Below are 21,623 nucleotides of genomic sequence, written 5' to 3' on the forward strand. Positions count from 1 at the left end.
CAATATTGCCGAGCAGCGCATGGCATCGCCCCGGATCTCCGCCGTCATCTTCGATATCGGCAACGTCCTGTTCCGCTGGCACCCGCGCTTCCTCTATGAACGGCTGATCGCCGACCCGGCCGCGCTTGACGCCTTCGTGCGCGATGTCGTGAACGAGGAATGGCATTTCCAGCACGACGCCGGCCGGCCGTTCGCGGAAACCTCCGCCGAGCGGATCGCACAGTTTCCCGAACATGCCGATCTGATCGCCGCCTGGGGCCCGCGCTTCAACGAAAGCCTGCCCGGCCCGGTCGACGGGATGGTCGAGATCGTCGAGCAATTGGACGCGGCGCAAGTGCCGCTGTTCGCGATCACCAACTTCTCCGCCGAGTTCTGGCCCCCGTTCCGCGCGACCCAGGCGGCCCTGTTCGACCGTTTCCGCGACATCGTCGTGTCGGGCGAGGAGCGACTGGTGAAGCCCGACCCCGCCATCTACCGCCTCGCGCTCGCCCGCTTCGGGCTGCGCGCGGAAGAAGCGATGTTCATCGACGACAACCCCGCCAATGTCGCGGCGGCGGCGGCACTCGGCATCCACGCCATCCGGTTCGAGGCGGCGGCGGGGGTGCGGGCGGAACTGCGGCGGCTCGGGCTGCTCGGCTGAAGGCGACCGGCAGGGATCAACCCCGGCTGACGAACCTCAGCCGACAGAACCGATCCGCGACAAGAAATCGCTATTGCAAATCGATCGCATTAAATTAGGGAGCATCCATCGTTCATTCAGCCGGCCGGTGTCGATGCGCATGCGTTCCCTCAAGTCCCTGTCGATCCTTTTGAGCAGTTCGCTCGGCATGGTCATTTCCAACCCGGCCGCGGCGCACATGACCGACGAGCCGGCACAGCGTTCGGACGGCAACGACATCATCGTCACCGGCCGAGCGGTCGGTTATGAAGCCGAGAACAGCGTTTCGACCCGCGACGGTGCCACCCTGCTTGAAACCCCGCAATCGGTGCAGGTGCTGACCGAGCAACTGCTGCGCGATCAGCGCGCCGACACCTTCTCGGCGCTTGCGAACGTGCCCAGCGTGCGGAACGCCGCCCCGGTCAATTTCGACGGACTGCGCGTTCAGGTGCGCGGCTTCTTTGCCCCCACCGCGCTGGACGGTCTGTTGTCGAAAGTCGGCAACGGGCCGGCGGCCAATCTCGGTCCCGACCTGACTGGCATCGAGCGCGTCGAGGTGTTGCTCGGTCCCGCATCACTGTTGTTCGGCAATTCGTCACCCGGCGGGACGATCAATTTCATCACCCGCCAGCCCGAGGACGAACCTGCCTATTTTCTGACCGGCACGGTCGGATCGTATGACTTTTACCGCGTGGAAGCGGATTTGACCGGCCCGCTCGATGCGCCGGGCCGTCTGACCTACCGGCTCAGCACCTCGTTTCGCGACCAGGGCTCGTTCCTGGAGGGCGCGAACACCCGCAACACGGTCGTGAACCCGTCACTGACCGCAAAGCTGGGCGATCGTACGCGGTTGACGGTGGAGGGGTCATACAAGCTGCTCGAACTCGACGGCCAGAATTTCGGGCTGCCCGCGGTCGGCACGATCCTGCCCAACCCCAATGGCCGCATTCCGCGCCGCCGCAATGTGAACACCGGCGGCATTGATGTCGAACAGTTCCGCATCGGCACGCGCCTGGTGCATGAGTTCAATGCGGACTGGTCAATCAGCAATATCTTCCGCTTCGTGGATACGCAGTATGATGTCGTCGGGGCAGAATTCCCCGGCACGCTGGCCGCTGATGGCCGGACCCTGCAACGCTTTCCCTTCGACGCCTTCGACCGCTATTCGGAATATCAGACGCAGACGACGCTGCGCGGCAATTTCACCACCGGCGCAGTGCGGCATTCGTTGATCGCCGGGCTGGACCTTTCAAGCTCGCGCGCCGATTTTCTGTCGATCGATTTTGATCCGTCAGGCCCGATCGACATTTTCGCCCCCGTATACGGCGCGCCGCGTGGCGCTGCGGTGTTTACCTTCGATGCGGGCAACCGCCTGAGGGAACTCGGCGTGTTTGTTCAGGACCGCATCAGCCTGGGCGATCGTTTCAGCGTTGTTCTGGGCGGTCGTTACGACACCTATGATCAGACCGACCTCGATCGCGTCGCCGACACCCGCACCGTTCAGTCCGGCAGCGCGTTCAGCCCGCGGGTCGGCGTGCTGTTTCAGCCGCGCGAGACGCTGTCGCTCTATGCCAGCTTCAGCAAGTCTTTCCAGCCGCAGACCGGACGCACCGTCAACGGCGATCCGTTCGAACCGACACGCGGCGAGCAGGTCGAAATCGGTGCCAAGGCCAAGCTGGCCGAGAGCCTGACCGGCACGGTCGCGGTCTATCAGGTCACCCAGACCAACGTCGCGACGCCCGACCCGGACAATTTCGGATTTTCCGTGCTCGACGGTGAGCAGCGCAGTCGCGGCGTTGAACTGTCGCTTGCCGGTGAAATCCTGCCGGGCTGGAATGTTCAGGCCAGCTACGCCTATCTCGACGCCGAAGTCACGCGGTCCAACGATCCCGCCGTGCTTGGCCGTCAGGTCCAGCGGACGTCGCCGCATTCCGCCAGCCTGTGGTCCAGCTATGAAATCGCATCCGGCAGACTGAAGGGGCTGGGGTTTGGCGGCGGCGTGTTTGTCGTCGATGATCGGCCCGTGACCAGCGCGAACACCTTGACCCTGCCGGGATACACCACGTTCGACGCCGTCTTGTCGTACCGGATCGATCGGTGGCGTCTGGCGATCAACGGCAAGAACCTGACCGACAGCTTCGCGTTCGATGCCTTCGGCCCCGACCGGGTGACCTATGGCGTGCCGCGCACGATCGAGTTCACCGCGTCGCTGGATTTCTAGGGGCGATGCGCCGCTCGCTCCTCTTGTCGTGGCATCGCTGGTTCGGGGTGCTCGGCGGGCTATGGTTGTTCGTGATCGCGTTTACCGGCTGCTTCCTGGTTTTCTTTGGCGAAATTGATCGCTCCCTGAACCCGGATCTTTACCGGGCGATGTCGGGTCCAGGCGCAGCGGTGAAACTGGGGCCAGCCGTCGCTGCGGCGGAGGCGGCATGGCCCGGCTCGACCGCGCGATATGTGCACCTGCCGCAAGATGCCGGCGACACGATTCGCGTCGAGTTGGCGGATCGGGCCGGACATCCCGGCGCGGTCGGCCCACAGGGTCGCCAGGTCTTTGTCGATGCTGCCAACGCCCGGGTTCAGGGCAGCCGCGTTTTCGGACAATGGACGCTGGAACGCGCCAGCATCATGCCGTTCCTGTATAAGCTTCATTATGAGCTGCACGGCGGTGCGTGGGTCTACTGGCTGCTCGGCGTGGTGGCATTGATGTGGCTGGCCGACCATCTTTTGTCGGTTCCGCTGGCGCTGCGTTCCGCCAAACGCTGGCGTGACAGCTTCCGGCTGCGTGGGGGTGCCAAGGGACATAAGCGCGTTTTCGACCTGCATCGCGCCGCCGGAATGTGGCTGTTGCCGGTTACCGCGACGCTGGCCTTCACCGGTGTCTATTTCAACCTGTACGATCAGTTCATCGCCGTGCTGAAGCCGATCAGCGCGCCGACGCCGACCGTTGCCGAGCAACGCCCGCCGCTGCCCGCGCCGCTCTATGCCCCACCGGTTGACGCCGATCAGGCATGGGCGGTCGCTCGGACTCAGGGTCAGGCGCGCTCGGCGTCGGGGCTTGTCTATCATGCCGACAAGGGGGTGTGGACGGTCTACGCCCGTGACCCGCGCGACATCATTGCCGATCTGGGCTCGCGTTATATCGCGATCGACGCGCGCACCGGTGCGCTGCTCGGTGACACGCAATATGTGCGCGGCACGGCGGGCGACGTGCTGGTCGCCTGGCAATATCCGCTGCACAGCGGCAAGGCGCTGGGATGGCCGGGGCGCATCCTGATCCTGCTGGCCGGCATCGTGACCTGCGTGCTGACGGCCACCGGCTATCTGATCTGGTGGCGCCGGGCCCGCGCCCGGCGGTTGGCTCAACGTCACGGCACGGCGGTCGCCGTCACACGACCCAGCCTGCAGCCTGCCGAATAATCACCGGAGACGGCGGGGCTTCACGTCCCCTCAGTCCCGATAGCCCTTCAGCTCATCCCCGGTGATCCCCACCACGTGCAGCACGTTGGTCGATCCCGGCGTTCCGAACGGCACGCCCGCGCAGATCACGACGCGCTCGCCCGCGCCCGCAATGCCGTGGCGCAGCGCCATGCGCTTGGCCTTGGCGACCATCTCCTCGAACGAGTTGACGTCCTTGGTCTGCACCGCGTGCACGCCCCACAACAGGCCCAGCCGCCGCGCGGTTTCCGCCTTGGGGGTCAGCACCAGGATCGGCACCGACGGCCGCTCGCGCGCGATGCGGCGTGCGGTCGATCCCGACATGGTGAAGCAGATGATCGCCCGCGCCGACACCGTCGCGGTGATCGACTTGGCGGCTTCGGCCAGCGCGTCCGCCGTGGTCGGGTCGGGGCGCAGCACGGTGAAGTGCACGCGGTCGCCATGCGCGGGGTCGCTTTCGACGGCGTGGGCGATCGCATCCATCATCGCCACCGATTCGACCGGCCACGCGCCCGCCGCGCTTTCCGCCGACAGCATGATCGCGTCCGCGCCGTCATAGACTGCGGTCGCCACGTCCGACACTTCGGCGCGGGTGGGGGTGGGGGCGGTGATCATCGATTCGAGCATCTGGGTCGCGACGATCACCGGGCGGCCAAGCCGGCGCGAGGTCTCCACGATGCGCTTCTGCATCGGCGGCACGGTTTCCGGCGGCAATTCGACGCCCAGGTCGCCGCGCGCGACCATCACGCCGTCGCACATCTCGACGATCTCCTCCAGCCGCTCGACCGCGCTCGGCTTTTCGATCTTGGCGAGCAGCGCCGCGCGGCCGCCGATCAGTCGCCGCGCCTCGGCCAGATCCTCGGGCCGCTGGACGAAGCTCAACGCGATCCAGTCGACGCCCTGGTCGACCGCAAAGGCCAGGTCGGACCGGTCCTTTTCGGTCAGCGCCGCCAGCGGCAGCACGACGTCGGGCACGTTCAGCCCCTTGGAATTGGAAAGCGCGCCGCCGACGATCACTTCGGTGATGATCTGATCGGGATCATGGTCGGTGACGCGCAGCACCAGCTTGCCGTCGTCGAGCAACAGCCGCGCGCCGTTCTCGATCCCCTCGAAAATCTCGCGGTGGGGCAATTCGACGCGCTGGGCGTCGCCCGGCGTCTTGTCGCGATCGAGGACGAAGGTCTGGCCGCGTTCCAGCATCACCTTGCCCTCGGCGAACTTGCCGACGCGCAGCTTCGGACCCTGCAGGTCGGCGAGGATGGTCGTCGGCCGGCCGATCTTGCTTTCCAGCCCGCGGATCGCCTCGATCACCGGGATTTTCGATTCCTGGTCGCCATGGCTCATGTTGACGCGGAACGCGTCCGCGCCGGCGCGCATCAGCGCCTCGATCATTTCGGGCGTGCTGCTCGCGGGGCCGAGCGTCGCGAGCACGCGAACCTTGCGCAGGCGGGGGGGCAGGAATCGAACGGGGGCGGCCTTGGTCATGGGGAGGATGCGTCCTTGGCTTGTGCTTGCCCGCGTCTAATCCATATTTGTTGCGGATCAACCGCGGAGGACAGCGATGGACGATCTTGACCGGCTGGACGATGCGGTCGCGGCGGCGGCATTTCGGCGACTGGTGCGCCATCTGCGACATCGTGACGATGCGCAGAATGTCGATCTGATGGGTCTGGCGGGGTTTTGCCGCAATTGCCTGGCCGACTGGATCGGCGAGGCGGCGGCGGAAACCGGCGTGCCGATCGACCGCGACACCGCGCGCGCGCTGACCCATGGCATGCCCTATGCCCAGTGGAAGGCGCGCCAGCCCGAGGCGACGCCCGAGCAGATCGAGCGCATGGCGGCGAGCGTTGCGCGCAATCACCGCGACGCCGCGCTCGATGTGGCGCTTGACGCGAGCTTCCCGGCGAGCGACCCACCTGCCATGACCGAACCGGGGCGCTGAATCGTCGGCGATCCCCGGCAACTTGGGGGACGCCTGATGAAAGCCATGATCGCCACCGCGCTGCTCGCCGGCAGCCTGCTCGCCACGGCGCCGGCCGCGGCACAGAGCGCACCGTCCGCCGCGAAGATCACCTATATCCACGCCGGCCAGCTGCTCGACCGGCCAGGCCAGGCGCCGCGCGGGGCGAGCACGATCATCGTGCGCGACGGCAAGGTGGCCGAGGTCCGCGACGGGTTCGTCGCGCCGGAAACTGGCGCGAAGCTGATCGACCTGAAGGACAAGTTCGTCCTGCCCGGCCTCATTGACCTGCACGTCCATCTGTGGGGCTATCGCGGCGATCCGCTTCAGGCGCGCGCGACCGCGCTCAACCGCGAGACGACCGACGACCTGCTCTATGCGGTCGGCAATGCGCGCAAGACGATCGACGCGGGCTTTACCACGGTACGCGACCTGGGCGGCAATGCGCGCGGCATCCGCTCGCTGCGCGACGGTATCGCGCGCGGCGACGTGGCGGGCCCGACGATCGTCAATGCCGGCCAGATGATCTCGGTCACCGGCGGCCACGGCGACGGCACCAACGGCGCGCGCGAGGACATTGCCGAGATGCTGAAGGAAACGCAGATCAACATCTGCAACGGGGTCGAGGATTGCCGTCGCGCGGTGCGCCAGCAGGTCGGATTGGGCGCGCTCTATATCAAATTCGCCGCGACCGGCGGCGTCTTGTCGAACGTCTCGGGCGGGCTGGGCCGCGCGATGACGCCGGACGAAATGGTGGCCATCATCGACACCGCGCACAATCTCGGCCGGCGCGTCGCCGCGCACAGCCATGCTGCCGAAGGAACGCAGGCGGCGGTCGAGGCTGGCGTCGACACGATCGATCACGGCACCTTCCTGGACGATGCGACGATCCGGCTGATGAAGGCCAAGGGCACCTGGCTGGTCCCGACCATGCTCGCGCCCCAGGCGGCACTCGCCCAGGCGCGCGCCGGCCAACTGCCGCCCGCCACCGTGCCCAAGGCGGAAGCGGCAGCGGCGGCCGCGATCGAGAGCCATCGCAAGGCGATCGCAGCCGGGGTCAAGATCGCTTTCGGCACCGATACCGGCGTTTCGCCGCATGGCGAGAATGCGCAGGAGTTCGCACTGATGGTCGCCGCCGGGATGAAGCCCGCCGACGCGATCCGCGCCGCAACGGTCAGCGCGGCGGACGTGCTGGGCCAGGCCGCGACGCTCGGTCAGCTCGCGCCCGGGTTCGAGGCTGACCTGATCGCGGTGTCGGGCAGCCCGCTCGACGACGTGACCCGGCTGGAACGCGTCGATTTCGTCATGGCCGACGGGGTTGTCCACAAGTCGCTGTGACTGGGCGGTTGCGCCGCGCGGCCCGGTTCGCCTAGACGCGCGGCAACCATTCACTTCCAGCCAAGCGGGAACATCATGACGGACAATGTGTCGGCCGAACAACTGCGCCTGTTCATCGAGCGGATCGAACGGCTCGAAGAGGAAAAGCGCGGCATCGCCGACGATATCAAGGACGTGTTTGCCGAAGCCAAGTCGACCGGCTTTGACGTCAAGACCATGCGCCAGATCATCCGCCTGCGCCGCATGGAAAAGCACCACCGCGACGAAGCCGAAGCGCTGCTCGAGACCTACAAGGCGGCACTCGGCCTCGCCTGAGGCCGCTTTCCGGGAGTTCTACGCATGATCCTGACCACGACCCCCGACGTCCAGGGCAAGGTGATCACTGCCTATCACGGCGTCGTCGCCGCAGAAGTCATCATGGGCGCCAACCTGTTCCGCGACCTGTTCGCCAATATCCGCGATCTGGTCGGCGGTCGGTCGAATGCGTATGAACGGCCGCTGCGCGACGCGCGGGCGATGGCGATGGACGAACTCGCCGCCGAGGCGCGCGAGAAGGGCGCGAATGCCGTCGTCGGCATCGACGTCGACTATGAAGTCATCGGCGACAAGGGGTCGATGCTGATGGTGTCGGTGTCGGGCACGGCGGTCACCGTCAGCGGCTGAATCGCGCGACCAGGGGCGTTACAGAGAGCGAATATGGCAGGTCATTCCAAGTTCAAGAACATCATGCACCGCAAGGGTGCTCAGGATAAGAAGCGGTCGTCGCTGTTTTCCAAGCTCAGCCGCGAAATCACCGTCGCGGCCAAGTCCGGGTTGCCCGATCCCGACATGAACCCGCGTCTGCGCGCCGCGGTCAACGCGGCCAAGGCCCAGTCGATGCCCAAGGACAATATCCAGCGCGCGATCGACAAGGCGCAGACGGCCGGCGGCGAGAATTATGAGGAAGTGCGCTATGAGGGCTTCGGTCCCGGCGGCGTGTCGCTGATCGTCGAGACGCTGACCGACAACCGCAACCGCACCGTCACCAATGTCCGGCTGGCAATCAGCAAGAATGGCGGCAATCTGGGCGCGCCGGGATCGGTCAGCCACGCCTTCGACCGGATGGGCCTCATCACCTATCCCGCCAGCGCGGGTGATGCGGAAAAGATATTCGAGGCCGCGCTGGAGGCGGGCGCGGAGGACGTCCAGTCGACCGATGACGGGCATGAAATCTGGACCGCGCAGGACGCGCTCCACGAAGTCGCCAAGGCGCTGGTGCCCGTGCTGGGTGAAAGCGAAAGCGCCAAGCTCGCCTGGCGGCCGCAGACGATGGTGACGGTCGATGAGGCCGACGCGGCGACCCTGTTCAAGCTGATCGACGCGCTCGACGACGACGACGACGTCCAGACCGTCTGGGGCAATTACGAAGTGCCCGACGAGGTGATGGAAAAGCTCGGATGACCATTCCTCCCCGAGCCTGCTCGGGGAGGGGGACCACTCGCACAGCGAGTGGTGGAGGGGCGCGTGCCTAGTTTGCGGCCGATCAGGTTCACGCGAAGGCGCGAAGGCGCGAAGGATTTTGTCACGCGGAGGCGCGGAGGACGCCGAGATGAACCAGGAACGCGCGTAGCGCCTTTATTCCTAAACTGTCGTCCAAGTATCGTCGGTCGAAATGGGCAAAGCCGCTGCCGCGGCAGAGCCTCATCGCCGTGCCATCTGCGCCTCCGCGTGAACCACCCGACCTTCGCGCCTTCGCGCCTTCGCGCGAACCAAAAACCCCGCCACCACAACGAACAGCCATGCTGATCCTGGGCCTCGATCCCGGGCTCGGCACGACCGGCTGGGGCCTGATCCGGGCCGAGGGCAACCGGCTTTCGCACCTCGCCAACGGCCAGCTCAGGACCGATGCACAGGCTCCGCTGCCCCGGCGGCTCGCGCATCTCGATGCGATGCTCGTCGCGCTGATCGCGGAACACGCGCCGGAGGCGGCAGCGGTCGAGGAAGTCTTCGTCAACGCCAACCCCCAGTCGACGCTGAAGCTTGGTCAGGCGAGGGGGGTCGTTCTGTGCGCGGCGGCACGTGGTGGGATCGATGTCGGCGAATATGCTGCACGGCTGGTCAAAAAGGCGGTGGTCGGGGTCGGCAATGCCGAAAAGGCGCAGGTCCACGCCATGGTCGCGCGCCTGCTCCCCGGCGCGAGGATCGCCGGAGCGGACGCCGCCGACGCGCTCGCGGTCGCCATCTGCCATGCGCATCACGCCGCCAGCCGCCGCGCCGGGCTGGCCTGACCGCACCACGGCGCACGCCCGCGCGGGTCCTACCGCCGGCGTCCTTCACGGCTTGCTTACCATTCGGGGCTAATCGGACGGGCATGTATCACGACGCGCCCATCGCCTCCGCGACCGCCGATCCACGCCCCGCATCCGCGGTATCGGACATGGTCGGCATGGTCGGGCTGGGCGGACTGATTGCGTGGACGATCTTCGCCCGGCACTTCGGGCTGGCGGGGCCGCTCTCGGCGCTGACCAACGTGCTGGCCTGCGCGGTGCCGATGGTTCTGTGGTCGGTGTTCGTCGACAAGGTGCATCGCAACCCGTCGACCGGCATCGACTGGTCGCGCCCCCGGCCGTGGCGCGAGGTGCGCGCGATCAGCATGACCAAGCTCGCCGGGCTGTGGCTCACCTGGGCCGGCATTGCGGCGATCTATGCGGTGGTTCGTCTGTACTGGCAGGGAAACTACGCGTTCGCGATGCAATGCTTCATGGTCGCCGCGCCGGCGATGGTCGTGCTGTCGATCCCCTATGTCCTGTGGCTCGACCGCTACCTCGTCGAGCCTCGCGACGGCACATGGGCACTGGGCGCCTGGCTGCTCGGCAAGGACGAGCCGGTCGACGGCGAAGCGATCAAGCGTCACCTGCGCGCCTGGGCGGTCAAGGCGTTTTTCCTCGCCTTCATGCTGTCGATCGTGCCGGGCGGATTTGCCGATTTCGTTCGCCGCGAGACGACGGGCATCTGGACCGACCCGGTCGCGCTCGCCAACTGGTTGATCACCTACATGTTCGTGATCGATGTCGCAGCGGCGACCAGCGGCTACGTGCTGACGATGCGGCCGCTCGACGCGCATATCCGCACCGCCACCCCGCATTTCGACGGATGGATCGCGGCGCTGATCTGCTACCCGCCCTTTGTGCTGATGCGCGAGGGCGGCCCGCTGGACTATCATCCCGCGACCGCCGAATGGAGCTACTGGTTTCAGGGCTTGCCCTGGATCTTGTGGATCATCGGCGCGCTGCTGGTGGTGCTGACCGCGATCTACGCCTGGGCGACGCTGGCATTCGGCATCCGCTTTTCCAACCTCACCCATCGCGGCATTCTGACCCACGGACCCTACGCGATCACGCGCCACCCGGCCTATCTGTCCAAGAACCTGTTCTGGTGGCTGGCGACGGTGCCCTTCTTCGCGACCACCGACAGCGTGGTCGACGCGGTGCGCAACACCGTGCTGCTCGCGACGGTCAGCGCGGTCTATTACTGGCGCGCGAAGACCGAGGAAAAGCATCTGGGCGCGGACCCGGCCTATCGCGAATATTACGACTGGATGACCCGCAACGGGCCGGTGCCGCGCTTCTTCGCCTGGCTGGCGGGGCGGCCGGGCAAGCGGATGGGCGAAGTGCCGGCGGAATAGGTGGCGTCGTTCTGACTGCCCAACTGGGTCGCTTCTAGCCCCCCTTGTTTCGGGTAAAGCCTTGGGATAGCTCGTGCTGAACCGGCAGATGGATCGGCAGATGGTGATGTGATGCGTTTAGTGATGTGCATGGTCGCCGCGGCCGCCCTTGCCTCGCCAGCCTCGGCGCAGACAAAGGTCGACCGGGGGAACGGATCCTTTTTCAACAAGCCTGGCGCGACGGCGGAGCAGGCGGCCGCCGATACGGCGCAGTGCCTGGCGATCGCAAAAGGTGCGGATTCGCAGATCAATACATCCGACGTCCTTATTGGCGGGCCGGGCGTCATTCTGTTCGGCGCACTTTCGGGCGGTCGACAGCGGCGCGTCAATGTCGAGAATTGTATGCTGATCCGCGGCTGGCGATTATACGCCATGACCCGAGCCGAAGGGGCGGCATGGAAAGCGCTGTCCGACAGCGCCCGGGACCGCGAACTTGCCCAGTTGGTGGGCGCGCCGGTTCCAGCACGTGGCACGCTGTTGCGGCAATGGCACAATGACTATGCGGAGCCGGCGCTGTGGGCAAAGAACTGATCGCACTGGCCGCGTTGGCGCTGGCGGGACCGGCTGCCGCTCAGCTCACCGAACAGGTTGATCTGAAGAAGCCGGATCGGCCGGTGCCCGCCCCGGGGGAGGCGATGATCGTGCTGCGCGTCCATGCGGCGTCGATGGTCGGCGACAATCGCATCCTGTTCCACCGCTATGACCCGGCGACGGGCAAGGTACAGACCGGCCCGGACGGGAAGCCGACCGGTGCGAAAGTCACCTTCAGCTATTCGCTGTTCGGCGGCAAAAAGGATGAGAAGGCGTTGCGTGTCGCTATCGTTCCAGCGGGCAACTATGTTTTGGCGGGCAGAACGTACAACCTCAATTACACCGACATCTTCTGCTTCGGCGCGCCGAGTTTCACGTTGCGTCCGGGCGAAGTGGCGTATGTCGGCGATTATGAGATGCTCGCGCTGGCGAAGATGGAGGATGGCGAGCGGCGCAACGCCATGCGCTACGCCAGCGATCTTGAAGGCGTTCGGGCCGACTTGTCGGCGGTCTACCCGGCCATTGCGCAGCAGCTAATTGAATGGACGCCGGTCAATGGCGCCACCTTTGGCTGCGACGGGGATGAATTCACCGCCTACGCCATTCCGGGCCGCTAAGGCCGGTAGACGTTTGCGGGCGAACCGACAATCCGGCGACGGCGCGAAATGGGCAAGAGATTCAGAAACGCGAGCCCTCATAGATCCGGCTGACGTCGCCGTTCCATTCGCCGTGATACAGGTCGAGCAGCAGTTCGGCGGGCACCTTGCCGCGGCGGACGATCTCGCGCAGCGGGTCGAGATAGCCGGTTTCGTCGTCGCCTGCGCCGTTGTGGCGCGCGCGGGCAGCGAGCCCGGCATGGGCGATGTCGAGCACCTGGCCGGCGATGTCGCGCAGCCTGCCGCCGCCCGGCAGCGGCGCGTCGAGCGCGAGCCTGGGCACCGCGTCGCGCAACGTCTGGCGATCCTCGATCCCCCAATCCTTGACCAGATCCCACGCCGCATCGAGCGCGCCCTGGTCATAAAGCAGCCCGACCCACAACGCCGGCAGCGCGCAGATGCGGTTCCACGGCCCGCCATCGGCGCCACGCATCTCCAGGAAGGTCTTGAGCCGCACTTCGGGAAAGGCGGTCGACAGGTGATCCGCCCAGTCGTCGATCGTCGGCTTTTCACCCGGCAGTACCGACAGCTCGCCGTTGAGGAAGTCGCGGAAGCTCAGGCCCGCTGCATCGATATATTTGCCGTCGCGGAACACGAAATACATCGGCACATCGAGCGCATAGTCGGCGTAGCGTTCATAGCCGAAGCCGTCCTCGAACACGAAGGGCAGCATCCCGGTGCGGGCCGGATCGGTGTCCGACCAGATATGGCTGCGATAGGACAGATAGCCGTTCGGCTTGCCCTCGGTCAGTGGCGAATTGGCGAACAGCGCGGTGGCGAGCGGTTGCAGCGCCAGCCCGACGCGGAACTTCTTCACCATGTCGGCTTCGGACGAATAATCCAGGTTCACCTGGATCGTGCAGGTGCGCAGCATCATGTCGAGTCCCAGCGTGCCGACGCGCGGCATGTGGCGCAGCATGATGGCATAGCGGCCCTTGGGCATGATCGGCAGCTCGGCGCGCGTCTTGTCGGGCCACATGCCCAGCCCCAGAAATTCGATGCCGAGCCGCTGGCCGACCGCCTTGACCTGCTCCAGGTGCCGGCCGGTTTCGGCGCAGGTCTGGTGCAGATGCTTGAGCGGCGCGCCCGACAGTTCGAGCTGGCCGGCGGGTTCCAGGCTGACCGTGCCGTCGGGACCGGCGAGCGCGATCACCTTGCCGCCTTCCTCGACCGGCTTCCAGCCGAACTCGATCAGGCCGGTCAGCAGGTCGCGGATGCCGCCCGGCTCGTCATAGCTCGGCGCATGCTGATCGGCGATCGAATAGACGAACTTTTCATGCTCGGTTCCGATCAGCCACCGCTCGCGGGGTTTCTCGCCGCCGGCGAAATAGTCGATCAGTTGCGATCGCTGTTCGATCACCGCTGCGTTGCGATCCGAAACCGTCTTGGTGCTCATGGCGCGCCCTTACTCCCGGTCGGTTTGGTGCGCTAGCGCAATCTCAGGACCAGTCGCCCGCAGCCGCCATCCACAGCCCGATCGCTGCAACCGCCGCGGTATCCGCGCGCAGGATGCGCGGACCGAGCGCGATGCCGACCGCACCCGGCGTCGCCAAAATCGCGTCGCGCTCCGCGTCGTCGAACCCGCCCTCTGGACCGATCAGGATCGCCGCCGGCCCCGGATGCGCGCGCATCGCATCGAGTGCGGGCGCGCCGCCGGTTTCGTCAGCGAAGAACAGGGCGCGCTCTGCTGGCCAATCCTTGAGCAACGCGGCCAGCTTCACCGGCTCGTCCAGCCGGGGAAGCGCCGTGCGGCCGCATTGCTCCGCCGCCTCGACCATGTGCGCGCCGAGCCGGTCGAGGTTGAGCTTGTCGACGACGCTGCGCCGGGTCAGCACCGGCCGGATGCGATCGACGCCCAGCTCGCACGCCTTTTCGATCACCCAGTCGATGCGACCCTTCTTGATCGGTGCGGCGCACAGCCACAGGTCGGGCACGGTTTCGCGCGGGCGCAGCAGCTCGCGCACCGCGACGTCCAGCGCGCGCTTGCCGACCGACTCGGCCACCGCCAGCCATTCGCCCGTCGCATCGTCGCACAGCTTGATCGGGTCGCCCGCCTTGAGCCGCATGACCGCGATCAGATAATGTGCCTGCGCGCCGTCGAGCGTCAGGTGCTGGCCGCTCGCGAGCGGGGTGGGGACGAACAGGCGCGGCGTCGATTGCGGTGGCCAGGCGGGGGTAGCGGGCATGGGGGTCGCCTTAGCGCGACTTTGACCGCCTTGCACCCGGCGGCTCGCCTTTGTCGTGCGCAAGGTGGTGCGAAGTCGTGCCGGCATGATAAGCGCCGCGCGCGACATCGCCGCATGACGCCGCCCTCGCAGGAGACATCGACCAGCGTTTATGTCCCAGGCCGTTGAAACCCCGCCCGACAGCCAGTCGCTCGGCATGCTGCGCGTCCTGCCGGCGCGCGCGCGGCCGTTTGCGCTGCTCGCCCGCTTCGACCGGCCGATCGGCTGGTGGCTGCTGTTCTGGCCCGGCGCGTGGGCGATCGCGCTGGCGGGCGGTGTCGTCGACCGCTGGCCGTTGCTCGCCTGGTTCCTGCTCGGGTCGATTGCGATGCGGGGTGCGGGCTGTGTCTATAACGACATCGTCGACCGCGATCTCGACGCCCGCGTCGCGCGTACGCGCAGCCGCCCGCTGGCGAGCGGCGCGGTGTCGCTGCGCGCCGCATGGCTCTGGCTGGCGACGCTGTGCCTGATCGGCCTGGTCGTGTGGGTCCAGCTCGGCTGGCCGTCGCGCCTCGTCGCATTGGCCAGCCTGGGGCTGGTGGCGGCCTATCCGTTCATGAAACGCATCACCTGGTGGCCGCAGGCGTGGCTCGGCCTGGTTTTTGCCTGGGCTGCGCCCGTTGCGTGGGTGGAGGTCGCGGGTGGCCTGACCTGGGCCGGCGCGCTGCTTTATGCCGGCGCGATCGCGTGGGTGATCGGCTACGACACGATCTATGCGCTGCAGGATGTCGAGGACGACGCGCTGGTCGGCGTGCGATCGTCGGCGCGGCGGCTGGGCGCGCGCGTGCGCGGCGGGGTTGGGCTGTTCTACGCGCTCGCGCTCGCATTCTGGGCGGGTGCGTTCTGGTTGATCCGGCCCGATCCGCTGGCGATCGCCGCATTGGCGCCGGCGGCGCTGCATCTCGGCTGGCAGGTGGTGACGCTCGACCGCGACGACGGCGCGAGCGCGCTGGCGCGGTTCCGGTCGAACCGCACCGCAGGGCTGCTGATGTTCGCCGCCGCGTTCGTCGTCGGGACCACGGCGGGGCTTTGACGATCGTGCCCCGCGCTCCTAAGTCGCTACGATGCTGACCCCCCAAATTGCCCAGGATCGTGCCGCCGCCGCGATCACCCAGGTCGTCGCCGCCGGTGCCGACGCCGCCGATGCGGTGCTGATCGCCGACACATCGGTGTCGGTTTCGGTGCGGCTCGGCAAGCTTGAGGATGTGGGGCGGTCCGAAGGTGCCGAGCTAGGCCTGCGCGCCTTTGTCGGCCAGCGGTCGGCCAGCGTTTCCACCGCCGACCTGTCCGACAACGCGCTGCGCGAGCTTGCCGGGCGCGTCGTGGCGATGGCGCGCGCCGCGCCGGAAGACCCCTGGGCGGGCCTGGCGCCGGCGGATCGCCTGTTGCATGGGGCGCCGCCGCTCCTCGACCTGGACGATGGGGGCGAGGGGGACTCCGCGACGCTCAAGGCGCGCGCTCTTGCGGCGGAGGACGCCGCGCGCGCGGTGCCGGGGATCACCAACAGCGACGGTGGCAGCGCCAGCTTCGGCCGGTCGACGGTGGCGCTCGCGACCAGTCATGGCTTTGCGGGCAGCTACAGTGCGACGAGCTATGGCGTATCGGCCAGCGTCCACGCCGGGCCGACCGGCGACATGCGCGGCGACTATGCCTTTCATTCCGCGCGCCACGAAAAGCGGCTGGAAGCGCCCGAGATGGTCGGGCGGCGTGCCGGCGAGCGGACGGTCAGGCGGCTGAACCCGATGCGCATCGCCAGCGGCACGATGCCGGTCGTGTTCGATCCGCGCGTCGGGGGCAGCCTGCTCGGCCATCTGGTCGGCGCGATTGCGGGCACCGCGATCACGCGCCGGACCAGCTTTCTGCTCGATGCGCTCGCGACCCAGATCTTCGCGAGCGGCATCGGCATCGTCGACGATCCGCATCTGCCCCATGGCCTGCGATCACGGCCTTTCGATGGCGAAGGGCTGCCGGTGTCGCCGACGCGGATCGTCGATCGCGGGGTGCTGCAGACCTGGCTGCTCGACACCGCGTCGGCGCGGCAACTCGGGCTTGAGCCCACGGGTCATGCATCACGCGGCCTGTCCGGCGCACCGGGCGTGGGGGCGACCAACCTCTATCTCGAACCGGGTACGGTGCCGCCCGACGCGCTGATCGCCGACATTGAACGCGGCATCTATGTCACCTCGCTGATCGGACAGGGGGTGAACGGCGTGACCGGCGACTATAGCCGGGGGGCGTCGGGTTTCGTGATCGAGAACGGCACGATCGGCGCGCCGGTGGAGGAGATCACGATCGCCAGCAACCTCAAGAATATGTTCGCCGCGCTCACCCCTGCCAACGATCTCGAGTTTCGCTACGGCATCAACGTGCCGACGCTGCGCATCGACGCGATGACGGTCGCCGGTGGCTGAAACGCTGGCCGAAAGGGTCAGCGCGATTGCCGCGGAGGCCGGGCGGCTGGCCATGTCGCGCTGGCGCGGCGATTTTGAACGCTGGGAGAAATCGCCGGGCAATCCCGTGTCCGAGGTCGATCTGGCCGTCGATCGGCTGTTGCGCGCGCGGCTCGCCGCGCTCCTGCCCGACGCCGGCTGGCTGTCGGAGGAGACTTTCGACGATTCGTCGCGGCTGCGGGCGCAGCGTGTCTGGGTGGTCGATCCGATCGACGGCACCCGCGATTTCGTCCGCGGGCGCGATGGCTGGGCGGTATCGATCGCGCTGGTCGATCGCGGCCAGCCGGTGGTCGCGGTGCTCGAGGCCCCGGCGCGGGGCGAAAGCTGGCGCGCGGAACGGGGGCGGGGGGCGTGGCGCGGCGATCGGGCAGTCCAGGCGAGCGCGCGCGATTTCCTCGCGGGTGCGCGGGTGCCGACCGATCAGCTGCCGCGTGCCGATATGGACCTGGTCGCGGTCGCCAAGCCGAATTCGATTGCGCTCAGGATCGCGATGATCGCCGCGGGCGACGCGGATCTGCTGGCGACGCTGCGCTGGGGCGCGGAATGGGACATTGCCGCAGCCGTCTTGATCGCGCGTGAGGCCGGCGCGATCGTCACCGACGCGCTGGGGCGCAAGCTGCGCTTCAACACGCCGCGCGGCGAGGCGTTCGGCGTGCTGGCCAGCGCGCCCGGCATCCATGACGCCGCGGTCGAATGGCTGCGCGCACGGGCCGTGGCGGGCCTGGCCGCGCCCGAATTGAAGGCCGGTCGCGCGGGATGAATCGCGATCTTGTCCGCGGTCCAAAACGGGTTAGGATGACGCCATGCTTCCCGTGATCTACGGCCTGTCCGGCCTCACCCTGACCGACGACGAGCGCGCGTTCTTTCGTGACAGCGACCCGCTCGGCTACATCCTCTTCAAGCGGAATATCGGCGATCGCGCGCAGTTGCGCGCGCTGACCGACAGCCTGAGAACGCTGAGCGGCCGCGACGACGTGCCGATCCTGATCGATCAGGAAGGGGGCAAGGTCGCGCGGATGACGCCGCCCGAATGGCCGGCATTCCCGACCGGCGCGCGTTTCGCCGAACGCTATGACGAAGCGCCTGCCAGCGCGATCGAGGCGGCACGCGCCAACGCGCACGCGATTGCACTGACGCTGGCGGAGGTCGGCATCAACGTGAACTGCCTGCCGCTGCTCGACATCCGTCAGCCCGATACCACCCCCGCCGTCGCCGACCGGACGCTGGGTGGCGATCCGATGCGCGTCGCCGCGCTCGGCCGCGCGGTGATCGAGGGGCTGGCGATGGGCGGCGTGCTCGGCGTGATGAAGCACGTGCCCGGGCATGGCCGCGCCGTCGTCGACAGCCATCATGAACTGCCGGTGGTCAGGGCGGATGCCGACGCGCTGGCCGCCGACATCGCGCCGTTCCGCACGCTTGCCGCGCTCGCGCCGATGGCGATGACGGCGCACGTCGTGTTCGAGGCGTGGGACGCGGCCAACCCCGCCACCCTTTCGGCGACGGTGATCGAACAGGTGATCCGGGGGGCGATCGGCTATGACGGCCTGCTGATGACCGACGATATCGACATGAAGGCGCTGTCCGGCACCGCGGGCGAAAAGGCGGCGCGCGCGATCGCCGCGGGCTGCGACGTGGTGCTCGACTGCTGGGCGCGGATGGACGAGATGGTCGAAATTGCCGGGCGACTGTCGCCGATGGGCGCGCAGGGCCATGCCCGGCTCGACCGGGCGATGGCGATGCGTCGTCCGGCCGAGACGGCGTCGCTCGACGGGCTGCTGGCGCGTCGCGACGCGCTGATGGCGGCGTGAATTGCCCGACGTCGCCGCCGGCGAAACGCTGACGGTCGATATCGACGGCTGGGAAGGGCCGCTCGACCTGCTCCTCACGCTGGCACGCAGCCAGAAGGTGGACCTGAAGGCGATCTCCATCCTGGCGCTGGTCGATCAGTATCTGGCCTTCATCCGCGATGCGCGCACGCTCAGGCTCGAGGTCGCGGCGGAATATCTCGTGATGGCGGCCTGGCTCGCCTATCTCAAATCCGCGCTGCTGCTGCCGAGCGACCCCGAGGTCGAGCCCAGCCCCGAGGAGCTGGCGATGCGCCTGCAGGCCCGGCTCGAACGGCTGCAGGCGATGCGCGAGGCGGGAGCGCGGCTGCTGGCGCGCGACCGGGTCGACCGCGACGTGTTTCTGCGCGGCGCGCCGCAGGGGCTTCGCAACGTCCGCCAGATCCGCTGGCACGCCGAACTCTACGATGTCATTGCCGCCTATGGCCGGGTGGCCGCGCGGACCCGCCCGGTGCTGCACATGGTCCAGCCGCGCGCGGTGATGACGCTGGAAACGGCGATCGGGCGGATCGGCGCGCTGATCGGGACGACGATCGACTGGGCGCGGATCGAGGCGTTCCTGCCCGATGCGCCGGGCGATCCCGGCTATCGCCGTTCGGCGCTGGCATCCAGCTTCGTCGCCGCGCTCGAGCTCGCGCGGCAGGGGCGGGTCGAACTGCGCCAGCAGGCGCCGTTCGCGCCCCTCTATCTGAAGGCGGCCGATGCAACGGCCTGACGAAGCCATGCGCGCGGTGGAGGCGGTGCTGTTCGCCGCGACCGAGCCGCTGAGCGTCGCCGATCTGCGCCGTCACGTCGGCGGCGATGTCGACGTCGCGGCCGCGCTGGCCGCGCTGGCGCAGGATTATGAAGGGCGCGGCGTGGAGCTGGTCATGCGCGGCGAGCGCTGGCATTTCCAGACCTCGCCCGACCTCGCCCATTATCTGCGCCGCGAGCAGGAAGAGCCGCGCAAACTGTCGCGCGCCGGGATCGAGACGCTGGCGATCATCGCATATCACGAGCCGGTCAGCCGCGCGGAGATCGAGGCGATCCGCGGCGTCCAGATTTCCAAGGGTACGCTCGACGTCCTGATGGCGGCGGGCTGGATTCGTCCCGCCGGGCGGCGCGAGGTGCCGGGCCGCCCGCTCACCTATGCCACCACCCCGGCGTTCCTGACCCATTTCGGGTTGGCGAGCCGGCGCGACCTGCCCGGGATCGACGACCTGCGCGCCGCGGGGCTGCTCGATCCCATTGATCTCGCGCTCGGCGATGCCGATCTGGCAAATATGGATGAGGAAGCGTAGAGAGGCGCGGACTCGAGGAGAATCGTCATGGGTGGTTTCAGCCTGGTTCACTGGCTGGTGTTCGGTGTCGTCGCGATCCTGCTGTTGGGCGGCGGCCGCTTTTCCAACCTGATGGGTGACGTTGCCAAGGGCATCAAGAACTTCAAGAAGGGGATGGCCGAGGACGATTCCACCCCCGAGCCGACCCGGATCGAGGGCAAGCGCGCCACCGACCCGACGTTCGATCGCGACGCCGAACGGACTCGCGAAGAACGCTGAACGGCGGTTCGCCCGCTGCTGATCGGCAGCCGAATGTGCGGATAAGTTGATGCTGGATGTAGCGCCCACCGAATTGCTGGTCGTCGCGGTCGTGGCGCTGCTCGTCATCGGTCCGAAGGACCTGCCCAAGGCGATGCGTTTCGTCGGCAAATGGGTCGGCAAGATGCGGGCGGTGACGCGCCAGTTCCGCTCGGGCTTCGACGCGATGGTGCGCGAGGCCGAGCTTCAGGAAATGGAAAAGAAGTGGGCGGCGGAAAACGCGCGGATCATGCGCGAGCATCCGCCGACCGCGGGCCAGCTGCCCGCGCCGGATGCCGCGACCGCCACGGGCGAGGATACGGGGCCCCAGATGGTGGCCCAGCCGATCATTCGCGATGAGACCGCTTCGGCCGCGCCCGCACCGGCGCGCCATCCCGACGACGGAGCCGATCCGCGTTGAGGGACATCGACAACACCGAAGCGCCGCTGCTCGACCACCTGATCGAACTCAGGCGGCGGCTGCTGTACTGCGTGCTTGCGTTGCTGCTTTTCTTTGGCGTGGCCTTTTATTTCGCCAAGCCGATCTTCGGATTCCTGGTCCATCCGCTGGCAGACGCGGGTCAGGACCGATTGATCTTCACCCAGATTTTCGAGGCGTTCTTCGTCAAGGTGAAGGTCGCGTTCTTTGCCGCGATGATGCTGTCCTTTCCGATCATCGCCAACCAGCTGTGGCAGTTCGTGGCCCCGGGGCTCTACCGCAGCGAGAAGCGGGCGCTGCTGCCGTTCCTGCTCGCGACACCTGTCCTCTTCACCGCCGGCGCCGCCTTGGCCTATTATTTCGCGATCCCGGTCGCGCTCAACTTTCTGCTGGGGCTGGAGGGCGACCTGGGGGGCGGCGTGCGCCAGGAGGCATTGCCGTCGGTCGGCAATTATCTCGACTTCGTGATGCAGTTTCTGTTCGCCTTCGGCGTCTCGTTCCTGCTGCCGGTGCTGCTGATGCTGCTGGAACGGGCGGGCGTGGTGACACGCAAGCAACTGGTCAGCGCGCGGCGCTATGCGATCGTTGCGGCGTTCGGGATTTCGGCGGTGCTGACGCCGCCGGATATCGGTTCGCAGTTCCTGCTCGCGGTGCCGATGGTGCTGCTTTACGAGCTTGCGCTGATCGGCATCTGGCTGACGGAACGTCGGCGGGCGGCCAACAGCGGTGCCGGCGAAGACAGCGACGCCGCGCCGGCTTGAGTTGGCCGGAGCGCTGCAGGGCTTGGCACCCGTGCCACGCTCCGGCCTGGTATCCGGTTACTTGCTG

General features: G+C 67.5%; 24 protein-coding genes. 21 read left to right on the forward strand and 3 right to left on the reverse strand.

The features are described 5' to 3' along the window. Window positions 1-19: 19 nt before the first annotated feature. From AX709_RS14630 to AX709_RS14640, 3 genes are all read left to right on the forward strand, one after another. The gene (locus AX709_RS14630; RefSeq protein ID WP_066482599.1) at window positions 20-640 is read left to right on the forward strand and encodes an HAD family hydrolase; all 621 of its coding nucleotides are present in this window, start codon (window positions 20-22) and stop codon (window positions 638-640) included. 133 nt (window positions 641-773) lie between these two features. Beyond that, the gene (locus tag AX709_RS14635; protein ID WP_066482597.1) at window positions 774-2,879 is read left to right on the forward strand and encodes a TonB-dependent siderophore receptor; all 2,106 of its coding nucleotides are present in this window, start codon (window positions 774-776) and stop codon (window positions 2,877-2,879) included. A gap of 5 nt (window positions 2,880-2,884) precedes the next feature. Continuing rightward, on the forward strand, window positions 2,885-4,075 hold the full coding sequence (locus tag AX709_RS14640) for a PepSY-associated TM helix domain-containing protein (protein WP_066482595.1): 1,191 nt from the start codon (window positions 2,885-2,887) through the stop codon (window positions 4,073-4,075). 30 nt (window positions 4,076-4,105) lie between these two features. On the opposite strand, the gene pyk is transcribed toward AX709_RS14640, so the two are convergent. After that, window positions 4,106-5,578, reverse strand: a complete 1,473-nt coding sequence (pyk, locus tag AX709_RS14645) for a pyruvate kinase (protein WP_066550461.1) — start codon at window positions 5,576-5,578, stop codon at window positions 4,106-4,108. Window positions 5,579-5,654: 76 nt separating this feature from the next. Between pyk and AX709_RS14650 the strand changes: the two genes are divergently transcribed. The 9 genes from AX709_RS14650 to AX709_RS14690 all read left to right on the forward strand — a co-directional run bounded on the left by AX709_RS14650 (window position 5,655) and on the right by AX709_RS14690 (window position 12,242). After that, a complete protein-coding gene (locus tag AX709_RS14650) occupies window positions 5,655-6,035 on the forward strand; it encodes a DUF1244 domain-containing protein (protein ID WP_066550464.1) in 381 nt (126 codons plus the stop codon). A 36-nt stretch (window positions 6,036-6,071) separates the two neighbouring features. Continuing rightward, window positions 6,072-7,391, forward strand: a complete 1,320-nt coding sequence (locus tag AX709_RS14655; protein WP_066550466.1) for a metal-dependent hydrolase family protein — start codon at window positions 6,072-6,074, stop codon at window positions 7,389-7,391. 75 nt (window positions 7,392-7,466) lie between these two features. After that, window positions 7,467-7,706 carry a DUF2312 domain-containing protein gene (locus AX709_RS14660; protein ID WP_066482577.1) on the forward strand — a complete coding sequence of 80 codons (240 nt, stop codon included), beginning with the start codon at window positions 7,467-7,469 and terminating at the stop codon, window positions 7,704-7,706. A 24-nt stretch (window positions 7,707-7,730) separates the two neighbouring features. Continuing rightward, on the forward strand, window positions 7,731-8,054 hold the full coding sequence (locus tag AX709_RS14665) for a heavy metal-binding domain-containing protein (protein ID WP_066550468.1): 324 nt from the start codon (window positions 7,731-7,733) through the stop codon (window positions 8,052-8,054). A 33-nt stretch (window positions 8,055-8,087) separates the two neighbouring features. After that, the gene (locus tag AX709_RS14670; RefSeq protein ID WP_066550469.1) at window positions 8,088-8,831 is read left to right on the forward strand and encodes a YebC/PmpR family DNA-binding transcriptional regulator; all 744 of its coding nucleotides are present in this window, start codon (window positions 8,088-8,090) and stop codon (window positions 8,829-8,831) included. A gap of 338 nt (window positions 8,832-9,169) precedes the next feature. Then, the gene (gene ruvC, locus AX709_RS14675; RefSeq protein ID WP_066550471.1) at window positions 9,170-9,658 is read left to right on the forward strand and encodes a crossover junction endodeoxyribonuclease RuvC; all 489 of its coding nucleotides are present in this window, start codon (window positions 9,170-9,172) and stop codon (window positions 9,656-9,658) included. 83 nt (window positions 9,659-9,741) lie between these two features. After that, window positions 9,742-11,055, forward strand: coding sequence for a methyltransferase family protein (locus AX709_RS14680; RefSeq protein ID WP_197418981.1), 1,314 nt, complete (start codon window positions 9,742-9,744; stop codon window positions 11,053-11,055). Window positions 11,056-11,184: 129 nt separating this feature from the next. Then, on the forward strand, window positions 11,185-11,625 hold the full coding sequence (locus AX709_RS14685; protein WP_066684688.1) for a hypothetical protein: 441 nt from the start codon (window positions 11,185-11,187) through the stop codon (window positions 11,623-11,625). A 14-nt stretch (window positions 11,626-11,639) separates the two neighbouring features. Further along, window positions 11,640-12,242, forward strand: a complete 603-nt coding sequence (locus AX709_RS14690; protein ID WP_156454288.1) for a hypothetical protein — start codon at window positions 11,640-11,642, stop codon at window positions 12,240-12,242. A gap of 61 nt (window positions 12,243-12,303) precedes the next feature. Here the strand turns inward: AX709_RS14690 and AX709_RS14695 are convergent, their stop codons facing one another. Then, window positions 12,304-13,677, reverse strand: a complete 1,374-nt coding sequence (locus AX709_RS14695; protein WP_066550477.1) for a glutamate--cysteine ligase — start codon at window positions 13,675-13,677, stop codon at window positions 12,304-12,306. Between the two features lie 43 nt (window positions 13,678-13,720). Further along, window positions 13,721-14,467: a 16S rRNA (uracil(1498)-N(3))-methyltransferase gene (locus AX709_RS14700; RefSeq protein ID WP_066550481.1), complete on the reverse strand. Its 747-nt coding sequence runs from the start codon at window positions 14,465-14,467 to the stop codon at window positions 13,721-13,723. Between the two features lie 151 nt (window positions 14,468-14,618). Here AX709_RS14700 and ubiA point away from each other — a divergent pair, with 151 nt between their 5' ends. The 9 genes from ubiA to tatC are packed head-to-tail and all read left to right on the forward strand — an operon-like array spanning window position 14,619 to window position 21,556. Then, entirely contained in the window at window positions 14,619-15,539 is a 921-nt protein-coding gene (ubiA, locus tag AX709_RS14705; RefSeq protein WP_066550483.1) for a 4-hydroxybenzoate octaprenyltransferase, read from the forward strand. 31 nt (window positions 15,540-15,570) lie between these two features. After that, window positions 15,571-16,917: a TldD/PmbA family protein gene (locus AX709_RS14710; RefSeq protein ID WP_066550487.1), complete on the forward strand. Its 1,347-nt coding sequence runs from the start codon at window positions 15,571-15,573 to the stop codon at window positions 16,915-16,917. After that, complete coding sequence (locus AX709_RS14715; RefSeq protein WP_066550489.1) at window positions 16,910-17,716, forward strand: 3'(2'),5'-bisphosphate nucleotidase CysQ; 807 nt, start codon at window positions 16,910-16,912, stop codon at window positions 17,714-17,716. The genes AX709_RS14710 and AX709_RS14715 overlap by 8 nt, the downstream gene beginning before the upstream one ends. Window positions 17,717-17,759: 43 nt before the next feature. Next, entirely contained in the window at window positions 17,760-18,764 is a 1,005-nt protein-coding gene (gene nagZ / locus AX709_RS14720) for a beta-N-acetylhexosaminidase (protein ID WP_066550491.1), read from the forward strand. A 1-nt stretch (window position 18,765) separates the two neighbouring features. Next, the gene (locus AX709_RS14725; RefSeq protein WP_066550500.1) at window positions 18,766-19,515 is read left to right on the forward strand and encodes a segregation and condensation protein A; all 750 of its coding nucleotides are present in this window, start codon (window positions 18,766-18,768) and stop codon (window positions 19,513-19,515) included. Beyond that, entirely contained in the window at window positions 19,502-20,080 is a 579-nt protein-coding gene (gene scpB, locus AX709_RS14730) for an SMC-Scp complex subunit ScpB (protein ID WP_066550502.1), read from the forward strand. The genes AX709_RS14725 and scpB overlap by 14 nt, the downstream gene beginning before the upstream one ends. A 27-nt stretch (window positions 20,081-20,107) precedes the next feature. Further along, entirely contained in the window at window positions 20,108-20,338 is a 231-nt protein-coding gene (locus tag AX709_RS14735; RefSeq protein WP_066482545.1) for a twin-arginine translocase TatA/TatE family subunit, read from the forward strand. Window positions 20,339-20,387: 49 nt separating this feature from the next. Next, a complete protein-coding gene (tatB, locus tag AX709_RS14740; RefSeq protein ID WP_066550503.1) occupies window positions 20,388-20,777 on the forward strand; it encodes a Sec-independent protein translocase protein TatB in 390 nt (129 codons plus the stop codon). Continuing rightward, window positions 20,774-21,556 (forward strand): twin-arginine translocase subunit TatC, encoded by a 783-nt coding sequence (gene tatC, locus AX709_RS14745; RefSeq protein WP_066482541.1) that lies wholly within the window; start codon window positions 20,774-20,776, stop codon window positions 21,554-21,556. The genes tatB and tatC overlap by 4 nt, the downstream gene beginning before the upstream one ends. The last annotated feature ends 67 nt before the right edge of the window (window positions 21,557-21,623 follow it).

Origin of the sequence: Sphingomonas sp. CCH15-F11 (assembly GCF_001557005.1) — a bacterium.
Classification (GTDB): Bacteria; Pseudomonadota; Alphaproteobacteria; order Sphingomonadales; family Sphingomonadaceae; genus Sphingomonas.